General features: G+C 50.1%; 18 protein-coding genes. All 18 read left to right on the top strand.

From position 1 onward, the window contains the following. Nucleotides 1-60 precede the first annotated feature (60 nt). Nucleotides 61-633: a DUF302 domain-containing protein gene (locus AC07N2_RS01640; protein WP_494776720.1), complete on the top strand. Its 573-nt coding sequence runs from the start codon at nt 61-63 to the stop codon at nt 631-633. Between the two features lie 100 nt (nt 634-733). After that, nucleotides 734-1705 (top strand): MBL fold metallo-hydrolase, encoded by a 972-nt coding sequence (locus AC07N2_RS01635; RefSeq protein ID WP_494776719.1) that lies wholly within the window; start codon nt 734-736, stop codon nt 1703-1705. A gap of 40 nt (nt 1706-1745) precedes the next feature. Continuing rightward, entirely contained in the window at nt 1746-2174 is a 429-nt protein-coding gene (locus AC07N2_RS01630) for a DsrE family protein (protein ID WP_494778093.1), read from the top strand. Between the two features lie 126 nt (nt 2175-2300). Further along, nucleotides 2301-2675, top strand: a complete 375-nt coding sequence (locus tag AC07N2_RS01625) for an ArsR/SmtB family transcription factor (protein ID WP_231949311.1) — start codon at nt 2301-2303, stop codon at nt 2673-2675. A gap of 94 nt (nt 2676-2769) precedes the next feature. Continuing rightward, a complete protein-coding gene (soxC, locus tag AC07N2_RS01620; protein WP_494776718.1) occupies nt 2770-4131 on the top strand; it encodes a sulfite dehydrogenase in 1362 nt (453 codons plus the stop codon). Beyond that, nucleotides 4115-5191 carry a c-type cytochrome gene (locus AC07N2_RS01615; protein WP_494776717.1) on the top strand — a complete coding sequence of 359 codons (1077 nt, stop codon included), beginning with the start codon at nt 4115-4117 and terminating at the stop codon, nt 5189-5191. Before soxC ends, AC07N2_RS01615 begins: the two co-directional genes overlap by 17 nt. Before the next feature lie 81 nt (nt 5192-5272). Further along, nucleotides 5273-5707 (top strand): pseudoazurin, encoded by a 435-nt coding sequence (locus AC07N2_RS01610; RefSeq protein ID WP_494776716.1) that lies wholly within the window; start codon nt 5273-5275, stop codon nt 5705-5707. A 57-nt stretch (nt 5708-5764) separates the two neighbouring features. Further along, complete coding sequence (gene soxY / locus AC07N2_RS01605) at nt 5765-6226, top strand: thiosulfate oxidation carrier protein SoxY (RefSeq protein ID WP_076594043.1); 462 nt, start codon at nt 5765-5767, stop codon at nt 6224-6226. Between the two features lie 53 nt (nt 6227-6279). Further along, entirely contained in the window at nt 6280-6591 is a 312-nt protein-coding gene (gene soxZ, locus AC07N2_RS01600) for a thiosulfate oxidation carrier complex protein SoxZ (RefSeq protein WP_494776715.1), read from the top strand. 92 nt (nt 6592-6683) lie between these two features. After that, nucleotides 6684-7490: a sulfur oxidation c-type cytochrome SoxA gene (gene soxA / locus AC07N2_RS01595; protein ID WP_494776714.1), complete on the top strand. Its 807-nt coding sequence runs from the start codon at nt 6684-6686 to the stop codon at nt 7488-7490. A 9-nt stretch (nt 7491-7499) separates the two neighbouring features. Beyond that, nucleotides 7500-8114 carry a sulfur oxidation c-type cytochrome SoxX gene (soxX, locus tag AC07N2_RS01590; RefSeq protein ID WP_494776713.1) on the top strand — a complete coding sequence of 205 codons (615 nt, stop codon included), beginning with the start codon at nt 7500-7502 and terminating at the stop codon, nt 8112-8114. A 133-nt stretch (nt 8115-8247) separates the two neighbouring features. Continuing rightward, nucleotides 8248-9960 (top strand): thiosulfohydrolase SoxB, encoded by a 1713-nt coding sequence (soxB, locus tag AC07N2_RS01585; protein WP_494778092.1) that lies wholly within the window; start codon nt 8248-8250, stop codon nt 9958-9960. Nucleotides 9961-9972: 12 nt separating this feature from the next. Next, complete coding sequence (locus AC07N2_RS01580; RefSeq protein ID WP_494776712.1) at nt 9973-10557, top strand: rhodanese-like domain-containing protein; 585 nt, start codon at nt 9973-9975, stop codon at nt 10555-10557. A 62-nt stretch (nt 10558-10619) separates the two neighbouring features. Continuing rightward, complete coding sequence (locus tag AC07N2_RS01575; RefSeq protein WP_494776711.1) at nt 10620-11135, top strand: TlpA disulfide reductase family protein; 516 nt, start codon at nt 10620-10622, stop codon at nt 11133-11135. A gap of 9 nt (nt 11136-11144) precedes the next feature. Further along, nucleotides 11145-11666, top strand: coding sequence for a thioredoxin family protein (locus AC07N2_RS01570; RefSeq protein ID WP_494776710.1), 522 nt, complete (start codon nt 11145-11147; stop codon nt 11664-11666). Nucleotides 11667-11788: 122 nt separating this feature from the next. Continuing rightward, nucleotides 11789-12118, top strand: coding sequence for an ArsR/SmtB family transcription factor (locus tag AC07N2_RS01565; protein ID WP_494776709.1), 330 nt, complete (start codon nt 11789-11791; stop codon nt 12116-12118). After that, the gene (locus AC07N2_RS01560) at nt 12118-12549 is read left to right on the top strand and encodes a YeeE/YedE family protein (RefSeq protein ID WP_494776708.1); all 432 of its coding nucleotides are present in this window, start codon (nt 12118-12120) and stop codon (nt 12547-12549) included. The genes AC07N2_RS01565 and AC07N2_RS01560 overlap by 1 nt, the downstream gene beginning before the upstream one ends. 10 nt (nt 12550-12559) lie before the next feature. Continuing rightward, the gene (locus AC07N2_RS01555) at nt 12560-12997 is read left to right on the top strand and encodes a YeeE/YedE family protein (protein WP_494776707.1); all 438 of its coding nucleotides are present in this window, start codon (nt 12560-12562) and stop codon (nt 12995-12997) included. Nucleotides 12998-13000 lie beyond the last annotated feature (3 nt).

Raw genomic sequence — 13000 nt, 5'->3', positions numbered from 1 at the left:
AGTACGGCTGCCGCGCAGAAATGAAGCGGCGCGCTCTCAAACCAAGTCAGATTAGTTGTAATGAAAATAAAATCCTGGATCAAGCTGTTGTCGTTGACCGTCGCACTCGCAAGTTTGTCTGCGTGCGGCACGCTGCGCGCAATCAATAATACGGAAGATGGTTCCGGCGCTGAAGCGATGAACGTCTGGCAGCGCTGGGTAGATTCGGATGGCGATATCGCTGTGGCGACGACCTGGGAGCGCAAGGTCAAGGATGGCGTGACGATAGCCGAAGTAGAGCAAGCCTTTACCAGTGTTGCGGCAGAAGAGAATATCAAGTCGGTTGGTGAATTCTTTCTCTCGCGTGAATTGTCGCTGCGCTCCGGCAAACCGGAAAAATTCCTGAAAGTTTATTCCTACTGTAGTCCCACCATCGCGCGCGAAATGGTTGATTTCAGTCCGCACATGGCTGCTTATATGCCGTGTCGCATCACCGTTGTAGAAAGAGATGATGGTCTCTGGATCTACGCGCTGAACATGGACATGCTGATCAAGATGGGCCGCAAGCTTCCACCAGAGTTGAAAAAATCCGTGATGCAAGTACGCAACACGATGTGGAAAATGATGGAGCGGGGCGCGCAAGGCGAATTCTAATAAGACTGTGCGGGACGGAATTGCTTTGGTAATATTTGCTTATATAACTATATAATTAATTTATACGTATTTAGGCAGATACGCATAGTACGGAGAAGACATGCAGCGCTATACCAAGGTTTATGGTTTTCTGTTTATCGCACTGACACTGTTGTGTACACGTGCAGCAGTCGCAGAAGAAATTACGCTACGTCCGATAAAAATATCGCCGCATGTGTATTACTTCCAGGGCACGGCCGGGATGGCGAGCGCGGCCAACAAAGGCTTCATGTCGAATGCCGGTTTTGTTGTCACGAAAGATGGCGTAGTCGTTTTCGATGCATTGGCAACGCCAGCCTTGGGTGTAGCGATGCTGAAGGCGATCAAGCGGATTACACCGCAGCCGGTGAAGCGCGTGATCATTAGTCACTACCACGCAGATCATTTCTACGGCTTGCAGGCATTCAAGGCACAAGGTGCAGAAGTCTGGGCGCACGAGAATGCACGCGCCACACTGAATTCGGATTTGACGCAAGAACGACTCAAGCAGCGGCGCACCGATCTTGCGCCATGGGTGAATGAAAATACACGTTTGATCCCGGCAGATCGCTGGCTCAGTTTTAAAGATGCCAAAGTGCTGTCGTTTGAAATGGGCGGCATGCATTTCCGCATTATCGATTCCAGCGGTGCACATTCGCCGGAAGACATCATGCTGTACGTAGATGAAGATAAAGTCTTGTTTGCTGGCGATCTATTCTTCACTGGCCGCATTCCGTTTGTCGGCGAAGCGAATAGCAAGGTCTGGCTGCAAGCACTGGATCGTATGTTGGAAGTCAAGCCAGCGATGGTTGTTCCGGGGCATGGAAAAATGTCGCATGCGCCTATGAAGGATATGCAGTTGACGCGCGATTACCTGATTTTTTTACGACAAAAAATGGGTGATGCAGTAGCGGATCTGGTACCGTTTGATGAAGCGTACGGCAAGGTTGATTGGTCCGGGTTTGAAAAATATCCGGCATTTGATCAAGCCAATCGGCTCAATGCCTACGGCACCTATATTTTGATGGAAAAAGAAAGTCTGGATAAGCCTTAAGCTGATTGGCTAGACGATAATTCTAATTTTGGAGACGATGATGAAAATGATCCGCGTAGCATTCCTGTTACTTTTATGTGCAACTGTCGGTATGACAGCTGCTGGTGCCGCCGAGCGTGAAGAGAAGGTGGTGTATCACATCAACGATAGCTCTGTTGCTACCGCTGCCTTGAACAATATCCGCAATCATTTGAATGCCAGTCCTAAAGCGAAAATTATCGTCGTGACACATGGCCCTGGCATCGACTTTTTGCTGGAAGGCGCAAAGAACAAAAACGGTAATCCTTACGATGCAGTCGTGCAGGAACTGGTTAATCGCAATGTGCAATTCCGGGTTTGCAACAATACTTTGGAAACACGCAAAATCGACAAGAGCCAAGTAATCCAGGAGGCAACCATTGTTCCTTCTGGCGTGGCTGAAGTGGCACGTTTGCAAATACAAGAAGGTTACGCTTACATCAAGCCGTAATCAGCCTGCCGGGTTATTGCTAACTCGGCAGTTTTTTTAAGTGCAGTGATGAAGCAGTAGTGTTAACGTTGCATGTGTATAGTGAACGAACTATCTGTTTTTATTATTTATTTTTAGGTGCAAGTCGTGGATAAAAATTTCAACAAAGAAGAGATGAGTGTGCTGTTTGAAGAAGTAGCAAACTATTTTTCTTTGCTCTGTGAGCCGACTCGCCTGAAGATTTTGTACGCAGTGTGTAATGGCGAACGTTCAGTTGGCGATATCGTCAACGAAGTCGAATCGACACAAGCGAATGTGTCGCGCCAAATCAATATGTTGTACCGCGCAAAAATTCTGGCGCGTCGCAAAGATGGTACGCAAGTGTATTACCGCGTCGATGACGAAAAGACCGTCGATTTGTGCAAGTCTGTATGCGGTCGAGTCGCTGCCCAGATAGGCGTGCAGTCACCGGTAGTTGAACTGCCAGTCGTGGCTACAACACGTCGCATCGCCAGTAGATAATTTAAAAAAATAAAAAAACGTTTCTAATATTCCGTATATGCGCATATAGTTATATAGGCACATAATTAAACGAAATTGCAGCAGGAGACGATGGATGACTAAAGAGGCGCTAAAGGCGGGCCGCATAGTGCGCGCGCCAGAGAATTTCGTGGATCCTGTATTGGCCCAGGAAATTACATCCCAAGGTTTGAGTGAAGAGCGCAGGGGTTTTCTGCGTAAAAGTTTTCTCGCAGCGAGTGCTGCAATGGCAAGTGGTGTTTCATTTGCACAGACTGGATCGGCAGTCGGTGACGGTGATCCGAACATCCTGAATCTGCCTGAACATTCCACGACGTTGGGTCAACCTGTAGCAACCAACGGTTACGGTGTTCCATCCAAATACGAAAAAAATCTGATGCGCCGCGAATCGCCGGGGCTGACGCGTGTGTCTGCCGCTTCGGTTTCGTTCGCGCCGCTGCAAGGCTTGTTCGGCATCATCACGCCTAGCGGTTTGCACTTCGAGCGTCATCATCAAGGTTGGCATGACATCGATCCGAGCAAGCATCGTTTCATGATCAATGGCCTGGTCAAGAATCCAAAAGTTTACACAATGGATGACTTGATGCGCCTGCCGTCTGTGTCGCGCATGCACTTCATCGAGTGTGGTGCCAATACCGCGATGGAGTGGGGCAATGTCGCCGTTCCTTCCGTGCAGTATTCGCATGGCATGTTGAGCTGCTGCGAATTTACCGGTGTCCCTTTATCGGTATTGCTGGAAGACTGCGGTTACGACAAGAAGAATGGCAAGTTCGTCCTCGCCGAAGGTGCAGATGGTTCCAGCATGACGCGCACCATCAGCATGGATAGAGCCTTGGACGATGTCATCGTCGCATGGGGCATGAACGGCGAAATGCTGCGCCCTGAGAATGGTTATCCGCTGCGTTTGGTTGTACCTGGCGTGCAAGGCGTGTCATGGGTCAAATGGCTGCGTCGTATCGAAGTAGGTGATATGCCTTACGCGACCAAAGACGAAGCGATTCACTACATCGATGCAATGCCGGATGGCATGTACCGTCAGTACACATCAATCCAGGAATGCAAATCGGTCATCACCACACCATCTGCCGGTCAGATGCTGCTGGATAAAGGCTTCTACAACATCACAGGTTTGGCATGGTCGGGTCGCGGCAAGATCAAGCGCGTTGATGTGTCTGTCGATGGTGGACGTAACTGGCGTACGGCACGACTGGAAGGGCCGATCAATACCAAGTGCCTGACACGTTTCAATATCAATTGGACGTGGGACGGCTCGCCAGTCGTATTGCAATCGCGCGCGATAGACGAGACCGGTTACGTGCAACCAAAAATCAATGAACTACGCGAAGTGCGCGGCACGCGCTCCATTTATCACAACAACGCTATCCAGTCCTGGAAAGTGTCGGAATCCGGAGAGGTGTCGAATGTCCAGGTTTACTAAAACTGTCGTCGCGCTGGCGCTGGCAGCAACGGGCGCGATTGCCTTTGCACAAACTGCTTATTCAAACATTGGCCGTACTGCAACTGAAAAAGAAATCGCAGCGTGGGACATCGATGTGCGTCCTGATTTCAAGGGTTTGCCTAAAGGATCAGGTTCGGTTTCCAAAGGCATGATTGTATGGGAAGGCAAGTGCGCCTCCTGTCACGGTACCTTCGGTGAATCGAATGAAGTCTTCACGCCTATCGTTGGTGGCACTACCAAAGAAGATATGAAGACGGGTCACGTTGCTGCATTGACTACCAACAAGCAGCCGCAACGTACCACGATGATGAAAGTCGCAACGGTATCGACCTTGTGGGATTACATCAATCGCGCAATGCCGTGGACTGCACCGAAGTCGCTGACGACGGAAGAAGTCTACGCGGTGACGGCTTACATCTTGAACATGTCAGAAATTCTGCCTGACGATTTTGTTCTGTCGGACAAGAACATCGCCGAAGTGCAACAGCTGATGCCGAATCGTAATGGCATGACGCAAAAGCACGGCATGTGGGATGTCAAAGGCAAACCGGATGTGAAGAGCGTTGCATGCATGAAGGATTGCCCGGTCAGCAGCGATGTTCGTTCGACGCTGCCTGCACCATCCAGAAATGCACACGGCAATATTCAGGAGCAGAACCGTCCCTTCGGTGAAGTACGTGGTGTTGATACTACCAAGCCGCCTTCGACTACACCGATTTCTTCTGTTTCCAAAGATCAGAAGTTGGCACTCGCTGCACCGGCCAAGCCTGCAGCACCTGCTAAACCGGATGGACTTGCCATCGCCAAGCAGTACGCTTGCGTTGCCTGCCATGGTGTTAACAACAAGATCATAGGCCCAGGCTTCAATGAAATCGCCGCCAAGTACAAAGGCGATGCCGGAGCAACGGCAGCATTGGCGGCCAAGATAAAAAACGGTAGCACTGGCACATGGGGGCCGATACCTATGCCGGCGCAAGCACATGTCAAGGATGACGATATTAAAACGCTGGTTGCCTGGATCTTGAACGGCGCGAAATAAGGTTGGTGGAACGCTGACTGTTATCTGTAAACACAGTCAGTAAAAATTTGATTTAACTAGAACTAGAAATTGGAGAGATGCATGTACAAATTAGTAAGCGCTGTGACTTTGGCATTGTTTTCGTTGGGCGTGTCGGCAGCAGAACATCAAGTAAAAATGGTTAATAACGGCAAGGACGGCATGATGTCCTTCGAGCCTACTTTTCTGAAAGCGGAGAAGGGCGACACAGTTAAATTCATCAAGGCTGATGCAGCGCACAACAGCGCTTCCACTTTAGTACCAGCAGGTGCCAAAGAGTGGAAAGGCAAAATGGATGAAGAAATTGTTGTGTCACTGACGCAAGATGGCGTGTATGTTTATGTCTGCGATCCTCATAAAACCATGGGCATGGCGGGTGTGATTCAGGTCGGTAAGCCAACGAATCTGGACGCAGCAAAAGCCGAAGCAGACAAGCTGTCGAAGAGCTTCGTCATGAACAAAGATCGTCTGTCGAAGGCGCTGGCGCAAGTGAAGTAAATGATGATCGTGCCATCAGCAGTTGAGATGGCATCCATTTTTCAAGAGGAGAATCTAATGAATCAAAATAGACGCGACGCGTTGCGCATTGCAACCGTACTCGGCCTGGCTATCAGCGCAGGTTTGTTGAAGCCTACAGACGTACTGGCTGCAGACTGGAAGTCTAGCGGCTTCGATGCAAAATCCCTGCAAGAAGCATTGGCAGCCTTGGGTGCCGATAAAGCAGCAATCAGCACAGACATCGCTGTCAACGGTCCTGATATCGCAGAAAACGGTGCAGTGGTTCCAGTGTCGGTTTCGAGCAATGTGCCGAACACGGAATTCATGGCCATTCTGGTCGAGAAAAATCCTACGCCATTGTCAGCTACGTTCACTATCCCTGCAGGTACTGAAGCAAACATCAGCACCCGCGTGAAGATGGGCGGTACATCGAATGTGCACGCGCTGGTAAAAGCAAATGGCAAGTGGCTGATCGCTAGCAAAGAGATCAAAGTTACTCTCGGCGGCTGCGGCGGTTAAGTAATCTGCACTGAGCACGCTGTATATCTATACCAATTTTTGAGGAAATTATCATGGGAAATCCGATGCGCATTCGCGCGAATGCAAGCGGCGACGTCGTAGAAGTGAAGGTCTTGATGCGTCATGATATGGAAACAGGTCAACGCAAAGATGCAGCAGGCAAGCTGGTTCCTGCGCACTTCATTCAGACGCTGGTTGCCAAGTGCAACGACAAGGTTGTACTGGATTCATTGATGGGTACTTCGATCTCCAAGGATCCGTTCCTGTCGTTCAAATTCAAAGGCGGCGCAAAAGGCGACAAGATCACCATCACCTGGACCGACAATATGGGTGATAGCCGTACCGATGAAGCAGTAGTTTCCTGAAGCTAGTCATACGCAAATTAAACGGGAGCAGTCGTACCCGAGTGACATGAATGCGGCATAGACCGCATCCACTTTATTTTAAGGAGGGCGTAATGAGACATAGAGGCTTATATCTTTTAGCAGCGATCGCAATGAGCATGGCTGCATCTGCAATGGCTCAAGGGTCGGCAACGGACGAGATTGCAAAGTATCGTCAATTGCTGGCTGATGGTAATCCTGCCGAGTTGTGGGAAATGCGCGGCGAAGAATTGTGGCGCATGAAGGCAGGGCCAAAGAATGTCAGCCTGGAGCAATGCGATCTTGGTAAAGGGCCTGGTGTACTCAAAGGCGCTTATGCTGAATTGCCGCGTTACTTCAAGGATGCCAACAAGGTCATGGATCTTGAACAGCGCCTGATCTATTGCCGCATGAACTTGCAAGGTTTGACACGTGAACAAGCGGTGAAAATGCCGTTTGGCTCTGCTGGTAAGCCTTCTGAGATCGAGCCTATCGTGGCCTACATTACTTCCGAATCGAGAGGCATGAAAATGTCGGTGTCGACTTCGCATCCGGAAGAAAAACGTGCTTACGAAATCGGCAAGAAAGTTTTCTTCTACCGTGCCGGCTCGCATGACTTCGCGTGTGCAACTTGCCACTCGGTCGACAATCAACGCATACGATTGCAAGACCTTCCTAATCTGCTGAACAAGAGCAATGCACAGGCTGCTTACACAACCTGGCCGGCATATCGCGTATCGCAAGGCGAGGTGCGCACCATGCAGCATCGCTTGAACGATTGCTTCCGTCAGCAGCGCTTCCCTGAGCCGCTTTATGGCTCGGATGTCATCACTGCAGTGACGATGTTCCTCGCGAAAAATGCCGATGGTGGCGTCTATAACGGCCCAGCGCTGAAACGATAAGGAGGCGATATGAAAAAAATTGGCATCTTATTGGCATCGGCGGCAATCATCGCCGGTTGCGCAACAGTGGCAGCGAATAGTGACTATGACAAAGACACTGTTGCTATGTTGAAGTCTGACTTCAAATCCAAAGGTCCGGCAACGATGGAGCGCATGCTCAATCAGGACGATGCACAGAAATTGTGTAGCGAATATCCGAGCGACGTACCTAAGGATAAAGCAGCCGCACTGGAAGCTGAGCAAATGAAACTGGTGAAATATCCAGCGGATGGTAAGTATCTCGGCGATTGGAAAGAAGGCGAGAAAATTGCACAGAACGGTCGCGGCATGCAATCGTCTGATGCAATTGGTAGCGTGAACGGCGGTAACTGCTATGCCTGTCATCAAATCGGCAAAGCGGAAATTTCGTTCGGCAATATCGGCCCGTCTCTCTATCAATACGGCAAGATACGCGGTCAAAGCGAAGACATGCTGAAGTACACCTGGGCCAAGATTTATAACGCTCAAGCCTTCACTGCATGTTCGAACATGCCGCGCTTCGGCCACAACGGCATCCTGCAAGAAAAGCAAATCAAGGACGTAATGGCCTTGTTGCTGGATCCGGCTTCACCCGTCAACAAGTAATACGATCAGAGCATCGAAGACGCGCAGATTCATGGCGCAGCTTCGATGCTCGTTTCTTTGTCTTGTCCCATCGCTTGCGCACAGCAAGAACGGTGAGGCTATCTACCGAATACATTAGAGGAATAACATGGGGTTGAATCGTCGCGAGTTCATTCAGGTCATGGGTATTGCGGCCGCTGGCGGCATGCTGCTCGACGCCAAGGGCGCACTGGCTGCACCATCTGCTTCCAAGCTCTACGACGTGCCACGTTTTGGCAATGTCCACTTTTTACACTTCACTGATTGCCATGCGCAGCTGAAGCCGATTTATTTCCGCGAGCCTAATGTCAATCTTGGCATAGGTGACGCGGTTGGTCGTCTGCCGCATCTGGTTGGTGAACAATTGCTCAAGCAAATCGGCCTCAAGCCGAACACGCCGGAAGCGTATGCATTCAGCTATTTGAATTTTGAAAAAGCTGCGCAAACTTACGGCAAGGTCGGTGGCTTCGCGCATCTTTCAACACTGGTTAAACGCATGAAAGCGGGGCGTCCTGGCGCATTGCTGCTTGATGGTGGCGATACATGGCAGGGTTCGGCAACGGCTTTGTGGACCAATGGTCAAGACATGGTTGATGCCTGTCTGGAGCTGGGTGTTGATGTGATGACGGCGCACTGGGAAATGACTTTGGGCGACAAGCGCGTCAAGGAAATCGTCGAGAAAGACTTTAAGGGCAAGGTCGATTTTGTCGCGCAAAATATCAAGACGACAGACTTCGGTGATCCGGTATTCCCTCCGTACGTTTTGAAAGAAATGAACGGCGTGCAGATCGCGATTATCGGTCAGGCTTTCCCATATACACCTATCGCCAATCCGCGTTATCTGGTGCCTGAATGGAGCTTCGGCATTCAGGAAGAGAATATGCAAAAGATGGTGGATGAGGCGCGCAGCAAAGGTGCCAAGGTCGTCGTCGTGTTGTCACATAACGGTATGGACGTCGATCTGAAGATGGCGTCGCGCGTACGTGGCATCGATGCCATCATGGGCGGTCATACGCATGACGGTATCCCGACACCGGTGATCGTCAGCAATCCAGGCGGCAAGACACTGGTAACGAATGCCGGCAGCAACAGCAAATTCCTCGGCGTACTCGATTTCGATGTGCGTGGCGGCAAGGTACAAGGTTATAAATATCGTTTGTTGCCAGTGTTCTCGAACTTCCTGCCAGCCGACAAGAATATGGATGCATTGATCACGAAGATACGTGCGCCGTATGAATCCAAGCTCAATGAAAAACTTGCGATGACGGAAGGTACCTTGTACCGTCGTGGCAATTTCAATGGCACCTTCGATCAATTGATCGTTGATGCCTTGATGGATGTCAAAGGTGCGGACATTGCATTCTCTCCGGGCTTCCGTTGGGGCACATCTCTGTTGCCGGATAGTCCTATCCTGATGGAACATCTGATGGATCAAACCGCGACCACGTATTCGTACAGCACACTGACGGAAATGAATGGCGCGACGATCAAAACCATCCTCGAAGACGTCGCCGATAATTTGTTCAATCCTGATCCGTATTACCAACAGGGTGGCGATATGGTGCGTGTTGGTGGCATGAGCTACACGATAGAGCCTAAGCAAAAAATGGGTGGGCGTATTCAAGACATGCGCCTCGACGGTAAGCTGATTGATGCCAGCAAGACCTATAAGGTCGCTGGTTGGGCACCGGTTGCCGAAGGTGCGTCAGGCGAGCCGGTATGGGACGTCGTAGCGCAGTGGCTGCGCACGAACAAGGTCGTTACACCGCGCAAGCTGAACACGCCGAAGATTATTGGCATGGATGGTAATCCTGGTATCGCTAACTAAGACTGAGCTGACATGAAAAAAATTCTTGCAGCTCTGTTGCTGAGCGCTAGCTGTGTATCCGCATTTGCCTTTGATGCTGCGCAAGTACCGGATATCAAGCAAACCAAGGCAGGTTTGTATCTCGATGCCAAAGAAGCTTATGCATTCAAACAGCAGTTGGGTACAAAAGCTTATTTCGTTGATGTACGTACGCGTGGGGAAGTGTCCTACGTTGGTATGCCGACTATCGTTGATGCGAACATTCCATATGTTGAGCATCCGGACGATGCACCGTGGGACGACAAGAACGGCCGCTTCAAACTCGATGTGAATAGTGACTTCGGACCGGAGTTGGCACGTCGCATAAGTGCAAGCGGTTTAGGTAAAGACGATACGGTGATTCTGATTTGTCGCTCAGGTGATCGCAGTTCGCGTGCCGCCAATCTGCTGTCAGATCTTGGTTACAGCAAGGTGTATACCGTGGTTGATGGATTTGAAGGCGATGTGGCAAAAACAGGGCCGCAGGCAGGGCAACGCGTAGTAAACGGGTGGAAGAATGCGAATCTGCCGTGGAGCTACAAGTTGGACAAGAGCAAGCTGTATTTTCCCAAGTACTGATGTGAGGCATGATTGCATACCTTGTGTCATGCTATTAATTTCATACACTCAAGGTGTGCAGCATGCGTAATCGTTTGATGTTGCCCTTATCCCGTCTGTTCGTTCTGGTGTCCTTTTTATCTGCCGGATGGGCGCACGCTGCTGATGTGCGCCCCGGTGACACGCCGGTGTTGCCGACATTGACTACTCTGGATGGAAAAACGATCACGCCTGCCAGTTTGCGTGGCAAGGTTGTTGTGCTCAGTTACTTCGCTTCCTATTGCCCTTTCTGCGCGAATGAAGCTCCCAAGCTGCAAAAGCTGTATCGAGAGAACGCAGATAAATTGATCGTCATTGGCGTCAATATTGAAGTCGGTGATGCAGACCAAAAAACGAAAGCACTGAAGTGGGTAGAGAAATACCACCTTACTCATCCAGTTACGACTGACTATCTGGCACTGGAACGTGTGCTCGGTAAACGCAAAGGTTTGCCAGTCAACTATGTATTCGATAAGCGAGGAGTGCTGAGGCGTATAGATATCGGGGAAATCTTTGATGAAGACTTCGATGATATCGGACGTTTCGCCCAGCAAAATTAGGATGTGAAAATGAGTTTGCGTATTCTCTCGGTGCTGTTGCTTGGCCTCATGTTGAACGGCCATGTCGTCGCCGCTAATAAAGTGATGGCGGTGCCGATGTTGACCGATCTATCGCGCGACAGCACGCAAGCTCAACGTCAGGGCAAGCCCATCATTCTCTTCTTCACGTTGCCTGGTTGCTCGTTTTGCCATGTCGTGCGGAACAACTATCTATTGCCCTTGTTGCGTGATGCTCGTGTCAAGGAGCGTCCTGTCATCCGTGAAGTGGATGTGACGGGAACGCAGGCTGTTGTGAATTTTGATCATTCATGGGGCAATCATCGCAGCATAGCCAAGAGCTACAAAATTCATGCTGCGCCTACTGTTCTCTTTCTTGATGCTGCGGGATGTTTGCTGACGGCACCGATAGTCGGTGGCGATATTGCTGGCTTGTATGGTGGTTATCTTGATAATGCATTCGCTGAAGCGGCGAAAAAAATAGCTGCCTCCAGAAAACACAATAAGGCCAACAAAGGATGCGCGCAGCTATGAACCATTGTTGCGTATGTTTTCAGCAGTCGCGCGTGAAATAGCGCACTATTTTTTATCTTATAATATATAAAAATATATATTAAAATAATGCATATTGTTTTGTGCGCAAATGAGTAATGTAGATGAGTACAAAAGAAGAGGTTGATTTGGAATCGTTGCAGAAGGCAGCTTCCAAGGCATGCAGTTTGCTTAAGACTTTATCGAATCCGGATAGATTGCTGCTGCTTTGCCAGTTGTGCGAAAGCGAATACTGCGTGAGTGAGCTGGAAGTCGTGACGGGCATACGGCAACCGACTTTATCGCAGCAGTTGACCGTATTGCGCGAAGAGCAGTTGGTCAATACGCGGCGTGAAGGCAAACAGATTTATTACAGCATCGCCAGTACGGAAGCGATGGCAGTGATTGATGTGTTGTACCAGCAGTACTGTACTACTGGCAAAAGGAAAAAATAATGACTATCGACTGGGTGCACTTTACGCCGTGGAGTTCGCTATTGGGCGGATTGCTGATCGGCCTTGCTGCGGCATCGTTCATATTATTCAACGGCAAGATCGCCGGTATCAGCGGCATTTTGGGTGGCTTGTTGCGACCGGTGAAGGGCGATATGTCCTGGCGCATTGCCTTCCTGATTGGTTTGATCTTGGCACCGCTTGTGTTTGCTCTATTCAAACCTTTACCGGATGCACATATCGATGCCGATTTCGTGACACTGGTCATAGCTGGATTATTGGTAGGGATAGGCACGCGCTACGGTTATGGCTGTACGAGTGGGCATGGCGTCTGCGGATTGTCGCGTCTTTCACTGCGTTCGCTGGTGGCGACCATGACGTTCATGGCAGCTGGCTTTTTAACGGTATTTATTGTGCGACATCTGATCGCTTAAGGAGCGGAGTATGCAAATTGTCATGGCATTGCTCGCTGGTTTGATTTTTGGATTTGGTCTGATTATTTCGGGCATGGCTAATCCGGCCAAGGTGATCGGTTTTCTGGATATCGGTGGCAAGTGGGATCCCTCGCTGGCTTTTGTGATGGGTGGAGCCATTCTGGTGGGACTGATTGCATTCCGCATTGCTGCAAAGCGGACAACGACACTGTTGGGTGGCGCATTACGTTTGCCACAGGCAACGCAGATAGACCGCCGTTTGGTATTGGGCGGACTTGCCTTCGGTGTAGGTTGGGGGCTTGCTGGTTACTGTCCCGGCCCGGCGCTGGCTTCTTTGATTATCGGCAACAGCAAGACGATTATTTTTGTTATCGCGATGGTGGCGGGGATGGGGATATTCGAATTGCTGGAGCGCTATGCGCGTACGCAGCAGCATAAACATAGCTAATAG

Source organism: Herminiimonas sp. GW821-FHT09C12 (genome assembly GCF_059416385.1).
The sequence above is the reverse complement of the archived record's forward strand: the minus strand, read 5'-3'. Positions and strand labels throughout refer to the sequence as shown.